Origin of the sequence: Corallococcus aberystwythensis (assembly GCF_003612165.1) — a bacterium.
Taxonomy (GTDB): Bacteria; Myxococcota; Myxococcia; order Myxococcales; family Myxococcaceae; genus Corallococcus; species Corallococcus aberystwythensis.
Map to the genome: position 1 here is coordinate 24,052 of NZ_RAWK01000106.1, position 6,131 is coordinate 30,182.

Annotated in this window: 6 protein-coding genes; 3 read left to right on the forward strand and 3 right to left on the reverse strand. The window is 69.5% G+C overall.

The genetic code is table 11. The annotated features are described in order from the left end of the window. Nucleotides 1-61: 61 nt before the first annotated feature. Together D7W81_RS18770 and D7W81_RS18775 are read right to left on the reverse strand one after the other, a co-directional pair. Nucleotides 62-1,237 (reverse strand): hypothetical protein, encoded by a 1,176-nt coding sequence (locus D7W81_RS18770; protein ID WP_147445530.1) that lies wholly within the window; start codon nt 1,235-1,237, stop codon nt 62-64. 114 nt (nt 1,238-1,351) lie between these two features. Further along, complete coding sequence (locus D7W81_RS18775; RefSeq protein ID WP_120556768.1) at nt 1,352-2,377, reverse strand: methyltransferase; 1,026 nt, start codon at nt 2,375-2,377, stop codon at nt 1,352-1,354. A gap of 582 nt (nt 2,378-2,959) precedes the next feature. On the opposite strand from D7W81_RS18775, the gene D7W81_RS18780 reads away from it, so the two are divergent. From D7W81_RS18780 to D7W81_RS18790, 3 genes are all read left to right on the forward strand, one after another. Next, nucleotides 2,960-3,970 (forward strand): methyltransferase, encoded by a 1,011-nt coding sequence (locus tag D7W81_RS18780; RefSeq protein ID WP_120556769.1) that lies wholly within the window; start codon nt 2,960-2,962, stop codon nt 3,968-3,970. Between the two features lie 66 nt (nt 3,971-4,036). Further along, nucleotides 4,037-4,375, forward strand: coding sequence for a hypothetical protein (locus D7W81_RS18785; RefSeq protein WP_120556770.1), 339 nt, complete (start codon nt 4,037-4,039; stop codon nt 4,373-4,375). Between the two features lie 128 nt (nt 4,376-4,503). After that, nucleotides 4,504-5,076 (forward strand): hypothetical protein, encoded by a 573-nt coding sequence (locus D7W81_RS18790; protein ID WP_120556771.1) that lies wholly within the window; start codon nt 4,504-4,506, stop codon nt 5,074-5,076. Nucleotides 5,077-5,085: 9 nt separating this feature from the next. On the opposite strand, the gene D7W81_RS18795 is transcribed toward D7W81_RS18790, so the two are convergent. Beyond that, nucleotides 5,086-6,102, reverse strand: coding sequence for an alcohol dehydrogenase (locus D7W81_RS18795; protein ID WP_120556772.1), 1,017 nt, complete (start codon nt 6,100-6,102; stop codon nt 5,086-5,088). Nucleotides 6,103-6,131: the final 29 nt, after the last annotated feature.

The window sequence follows — 6,131 nt, forward strand, 5'->3', positions numbered from 1 at the left end:
CACTACGGCATCGTCCTGGGGGAAGCGCCTTGAGGGCCGGGCTCGCGTCTGGCCCACCGCTTCAGGGCGCGCCGCAGGCGGCCCCGCCGAGCGCGCTGACGAGGTCGGTCCGGGCGAAGTAGGCGAACCCGGCGACGCGCAGGCCGTTGCGGAAGGGGCGGTCGTCGGCGCGGAAGGCGTCCAGCACGGTCGTCTCCGCGAGCTCCATCGCATCGGAGCCCCGGTTCTCGGAGAACCACTTGCCGGAGAAGGTGCACTCGGCGGAGAGGATGGGCCACACCTGCACGGGGCGGCTCCACTCGCGGGCGAGGAACTCCAGCCGGGACGTCATGTAGGGATAGGCCTTGGCCGGGGTCGCCACGTAGGCGTGGAGCAGGACGATGTCCACCAGCTCGCGCAGGCTCCGGGCCTCGTCCGCGGTGATCCACCCCAGGTAGGTGGCCGCCACCAGACCCCGCTCGTCCGCGAGCTGCCGCACGTGGGCGAGCAGGCGCAGGTAGTCCCCCCAGTTCGCATCCGGCGAACCCGTGCCGTTCCAGTACTCGTGCTCCGTCAGCAGTCCGTCGAAGCGCGCGGTGGCGACGGTGGCGGCCTGGGTGAGGTACGTCCGCACGGTGGCGACGTTGGTGGGCGTCGCCACGATGGCGAAGACGTGCGTGACGCCCGCCGCATGGGCCCGGGTGATGAAGGCACGCAGCGCCGTCGTCCGGCGGTTGTTGCCCAGGATCTGGTTGAGCCGGTAGATGCCCAGCTGGTTGATGCGGCGGGCGGCGATGAAGTCGAAGAACGCATCCTGCGTGGCCTGGGGCGCATCCAGGAGCGTGTCGGTCTTGTCCACGTAGAGGAACCGGGGGCGCTCACCGACGTCCACGGTCCAGGTGGCGGATTCGCTGTAGTTGCCGGACATGTCGAACGCCATGCCCTGCACGGTGAAATGGCCGGGGGCGGGGAAGCTGAAGCCCCAGCTGAACGTGACATCGGACTCGGTGGAGCCCGGCACGGCGCTGCGGTACTGCGCGCCCTGGTAGTTCCCGTCCAGGTACCACTCGGAGCCACGCAGTCCGCCGGCCGGGCTGGTGGCCCGCGCGGAGAAGCCCACGCGCTCGCCCCGGTTGAGCGTCAGGGTGGAGGACGACGTGGGCCCCACGCGCTGCATCTGGATTTGCGCGGCGGCCAGCAGCGGGGTGAGCAGGGCAAGAAGCGCGAGGGCAGAGGGAAGGGAAGGGCGTCTGTGCATGGTCGGGGGCTCCTGGGGTGGCCGGGCAGGGGGATGCTAATCATTGGCGAGGGGCCTGCGCCGGAGCGCGGGATGGGCTGCCCGCCCGGCGAAGGTGCGTCCACGCGACCTTGCTCAGCCCTTCACCGCCTCGATGATGCTGGTCCCGGCCTGGGTGGGGATGATGCGCCCCACCTTCCAGGAGGTCGCGGTGAGCAGCGCCTGGAACTCGTCCCGGGTGCGCTCGCGCCCGTCGGCGACCACCAGCATGTTGAGGTCCATCAGGTGGGTGACGTCTGGGGTCTGGCTGTCCGGAATCACCATCTCCAGCACGAAGAGCCGGGCCCCGGCGGGCGCCGCTGCGTGGAGCCGGCGCAGCAGGGTGGTGGAGGCTTCATCATCCCAGTCATGCAGGATGTGTTTGAGCAGGTAGGCCTCCGCGGCGGGAATGCCAGGCTCGAAGAAGCTCCCGGCCACCACGTCCACCCGGCTGGCGAGTCCCTGGGACTCCAGCGCCGGCTTCGCGCCTTCGACGACCTGGGGCAGGTCGAAGAGGATGCCCCGGCAGGAGGGGTTGGCTCGGAGCACCTGCGCGAGCAGATTGCCGTGGCTGCCTCCAATGTCCGCCACGCGGGCGAAGGGGGCGAAGTCGATGTGTTGAGTCAGCTCGCTGGCCACCAGGCTGGACATGTTGCCCATCGCCCGGGCGAAGTGCTCCGCCTCGTCGGGATGCCGGGCGAAGTGCCCCCAGATGTCGGAGCCGAGGGCGGCCTGCACCGGGGACTTGCCGGTGCGAACCGCTTCGGGAAGGAGGCCCCATGGCAACCAGTGCGACTTGTCGCTCAGGAAGATGGCCATCTCCCGCATCGAGCCGGGAACGTTCGAGCGCAGGCCTTCGCCCACTGGTGTCAGGGCAAAGGTCCGCTCGGAGACGGACTCGAAGAGGCCCGCGGTGATGCCACCGCGCATCAGCCGGAACAGGGCGCCCGGATGGACGCCAAGCTCGGTCGCCAGCGAATCACTGTCGCGGGCTCCTGCCGCGAGCCGGTCCGCGATGCCCAGCCGGGCCACGGTGGCGATGATCTGGGTGGTCCAGTAACCGATGATGGCCGCATGCAGCCGCTGCGTGAGAGACGGATTCGTATCGGGCGGAGGGGTCATGCCGGAAGTCTAAGCCACCCCTCGCGCTCCTTGGACACTGGGTGTCAGCCCCGGCCCCTCAAAGGGCCGGGGTGCCCCTCACGAACCGCTCTGGGCTCGCGAGCGTTTCTCGCCGCGAACTCACTGAGCCGCATCGACACCGAGATCGTCGCTGGTGCAGGGGTGGTAGGCCAGCATGCAGTAGTTCCGCGTCAACTGCCCATTCGGACCCATGATGCCGGGGCAGCAGCGGCCACCTGCCGGACAGGGGCTGTCGACGACGTTGCAAAAGGGACGGCATCCCGGAGCGTACTGATAGCCAGCGTAGACGCAGACACCGCCGGGACAACTCGATCCTTGAGGCGCGCCCAGAGTGCATTCGTAGATGGCATCCTCACGTGTGCTGAGCGTGGACAACTCCTCCTCGGGCATCGAAGTGCCTCCACATCCACTCAGCAACGCCACCGCGCCACATAGTACGCCAATGACCCTCATCACTCGCATGCACTCTCCTGGGAGTCCCCTTCGCAATCGAAGGGCGCCCAGCCTAAGCCAGAATCGGATGTGTTGACGTCTGAATTTGACCGGGAGTACGACCGGGCAATGACCTCTCCCTCCGTCCACCCGGCGCAGCTCATCGTCGACCTTGGCTTTGGCTTCATCCTCTCCGGCGCGCTGGCCACGGCGGCGGAACTGGGGATCGCGGACCACCTGGAGCAGGGCCCGAAGAGCGCGGCCCTGCTCGCGGAAGCGGTGGGCGCGGATGCGGGTTCGCTGTACCGGGTGCTGCGGCTGCTGGCGAGCGCGGGCGTGTTCTCCGAGGACGACGCGGGGAACTTCGCGCTCACCCCGGCTTCCGACCTGCTGCGCACCCACGCCCCTGGCTCCCTGCGCAGCGCGGTGTTGATGCTCACCCAGGACATCTTCTGGGCACCGGCCGGCGCACTCACCCAGACGGTGCGGACGGGCACCAACGCCTTCGAGCGCATCTTCGGCAAGCCCTTCTTCGACCACCTCGCGAGCAACGCCGAGGCGGGCGCCACCTTCCACCGGGGCATGTCCAGCCTGTCGGACCTGGAGAACGGCCCCATCGCGCGCAGCTATGACTTCAGCGCCTGCCGGCAGGTGGTGGACGTGGGCGGCGGCCATGGCGGCTTCCTCATCGAAGCGCTCCGGTCCACGCCGTCGCTCCGGGGCGTGCTCTTCGACCACCAGCACGTGCTGGACGAGGCGCGCATCGCCTCGGCGGGGCTCTCCGAGCGCTGCGAGCTGGTGGCCGGGGACTTCTTCCAGACGGTGCCGTCGGGCGCGGACACGTACGTCCTCAAGCGCATCCTCCACGACTGGAGTGATGCGGTGTGCGTGGACATCCTCCGCCACTGCCGCCGCGCGATGGCCGAGGGCGGGCGGGTGCTGGTGGTGGACACTGTCATTCCGCCCGGGAGCGCGCCGCACGGGGGCAAGGTGCTCGACGTGATGATGTTGGCCTCGCTGCCCGGCCGGGAGCGCACCGAGGCGGACTTCCGCAAGCTCTTCGCCCAGGCGGGCCTGCGGCTGTCGCGCGTCATCCCCACGCCGGCCGCGCTCAGCATCACCGAGGCCGTGGCCGCGTAAGGCAAAGGAATTCCGCGGGGTGACCTCCCTGAGGTCAAAGACATTCACATCGAGAAAGGAAACACCATGCGCAGAAACACTCTTCGTGCTGCCCTTGCCGTGACCGCCGTCGCCACCGTCGCGGGTTTCGCCGTCTCGTCGGGGACCGCGTCCGCCGCTCCCGTGACGGACTGGGAGTCGGGCCTGACGTTCTACAGCGACAATTTCGTGACCCCGCTGGTGAACTACCCGGCCCCTGACGGGTCGTGCCAGCCATTCCCGGCCGCCGCCGGCGCCCTGGTGGGATGGAGCAACGTCGACAACGTCATCGCCTACTGGACCGATGACTGCAGCGGACAGCCGATCGCGCTGGGCACGCTGCGGACGTTCCGGCCGGGCGAGTACGCGAGCTTCATCGCCTACTGAAGCACCACGGCGGATGGGCGCCTCTTTCCGGGGCGTCCATCCGTCTCCGCACATCCATGACCTCCAGTCCCTTCTTCGGAACGCGACTTCGACATAGAGATTGAAGCCACACGCCCCATGGAGGACCGATGTCGCCGCGCCATCTCGTGCCGTGGTTGTTGCTGGTGGGTCTGATGACCGCCTGTGCTTCGTCCTCCCCGGCGGAACGTCCAGGGCGTTCGCCGCCGCCCGCGATCCTCTTCCAGTCGCCGCTCGCGCTGCTGCTGGAGCACCACCCAGAGCTGGTGCTCACCACCGACCAGTTGATCCAACTGGGCCAGCGGGAGGAGGCCCTCGACGCGGCCAACCGCCCCCTCCGCGAAGAGCTCCGGCGCGTCTGGTATCCCGAAGCGCCTCCCGCGGACCGTCCACCGCCCGGAGCCGGGATGCCGGGCCGCAACGGCCCCGTGGGGCTGGGAGGACGGCCCGCGTACAGGGCGTCCCCCCGGGCTCCCACCCCTCCGAGCGAAGAGGGCCTGAAGCGGCAGCAGGCCCTGCTTCAAGCGATGGAGGACAACGAGACGGCGGCCCTTCGCGATGCGGAAGGGCTCCTGGACGAGACGCAGAAGGTGAAGGCGCGAGAGCTGGTCGCGAAGCAGCGCGAGGAGCGGCTGCGAGCGCGGGAGGCCATGCAGGCCCCCGAGCCTCCACCGGCGCCGTAGTCCCGCGCCTCAACGCATCTTGAGCACCACCCGGAAGCGGGCCTTGTTGCTCATCATCCGCTCGAAGGCCTCCGCCGCTCGGTCCAGGGGGAAGACTTCATTGCGCGAGCGCACCCCCGCGAGCGCGCTGAACGCCATGGTCTCCTGCGAGTCCTGAGGCACGCCGCTGGGCCAGCCCTGGATGCGCGTGCGCTTGCTGATCATGGACAGGCTGCTGACGGGGATGGGTTCAGACCCCGCGCCCAAGAGCAGCAGGGTGCCATTGCGCCCCAGCCCCCCGAGCAGCTCGCCCGCGAGGCTGCTGCTGGAGGCGGTCATCATGATGACGCGCGCGCCACCGAGCTTCTGGAGGGCTTCGGCCGCGGAGCCCTTCTCCGTGTCGATGTACTCGTGCGCGCCCAGCTCCATCGCGAGGGCTCGCTTGTCCGCGCCGCGCGAGATGGCGGCGGTGCGGTAGCCGAATTTCGAGGCGTACTGGATGGCCAGGTGGCCCAGCCCGCCAATGCCCTGCACCGCCACCAGGTCCCCCGGCCGTGCGCCCATGTTGCGCAGGGAGTTGTACGTGGTGACGCCCGCGCAGAGCAGGGGCGCGGCGTCCTCGGAGCTCATCCCTTCCGGGACGCGGGCCAGCGCCTCCTGGGGCGCGACCAGGTACTCCGCGTAGCCGCCGTCGTAGCTGATGCCACACACCTGCTGCTTCTCACAGGTGACGAAGTCCCCGCTGCGGCAGGCAACGCACTGGCCGCAATGGCCGCCGTGCCAGCCCACGCCGACATGTTGCCCCACCTTCCACGCCGTCACGCCGGGCCCCACCTGGTCGATGCGGCCCACCACCTCGTGGCCCGGTACGCGGGGGTACTGGATGGGCATCCAGCCTTCCTTGGTGATGGCATCGCTGTGGCAGACGCCACACGCCTCCACCGCCAGCCGGACCTGCCCCGGCCCGGGCTCGGGGACCTCGCGCTCGACCACCTCGAGCGGACCGCCCGCCTTCGGCACCTGCACTGCCTTCATCTTCCTGGCCATGGCATCTCCTCGGGGGGAGGGATGGGGAC